This window comes from Natrinema gari JCM 14663 (assembly GCF_000337175.1).
GTDB lineage: Archaea > Halobacteriota > Halobacteria > Halobacteriales > Natrialbaceae > Natrinema > Natrinema gari.
The window spans coordinates 1-540 of sequence record NZ_AOIJ01000077.1; the positions used below are offsets into that span (position 1 = coordinate 1).

Sequence of the window (540 nt, forward strand, 5' to 3'; positions counted from 1 at the left end):
TTGACGCAGGGAGTCCGGTGCACGGGGTAAGCCTGTGTACCGTGAGGGAGACAACCCAGAGCTGGGTTAAGGTCCCCAAGTGTAGACTAAGTGCGATCGAAGGTAGTCTCAAGCCCTAGACAGCCGGGAGGTGAGCTTAGAAGCAGCTACCCTCTAAGAAAAGCGTAACAGCTTACCGGCCGAGGTTTGAGGCGCCCAAAATGATCGGGGCTCAAGTCTACCACCGAGACCTAGCAGCACCCTTGATCGGGTGATCTCGTAGGTTGGCGTTCTGTTCGGGTGGAAGCACGGCTGAGAAGTCGTGTGGACCGTTCAGTAACGAAAATCCTGGTCATAGTAGCAGCGTTAGTCGGGTTAGAACCCCGACGGCCGAACGAGTAAGGGTTCCTCAGCAATGCTGATCAGCTGAGGGTTAGCCGGTCCTAAGTCAGCCCGTAAGTCGAAGCTGACAACAGGGAAATAGGTTAATATTCCTATGCCAGTGTGCACTCAAAGCCGACGCTTTGGGGCCGCCTGAGCTGGGCCTTCGCCCAGTCGAAC

Annotated in this window: 1 rRNA gene; it reads left to right on the forward strand. The window is 55.9% G+C overall.

The annotated features are described in order from the left end of the window. Positions 1–540, forward strand: a 23S ribosomal RNA gene (locus tag C486_RS21955); the annotation flags it as partial.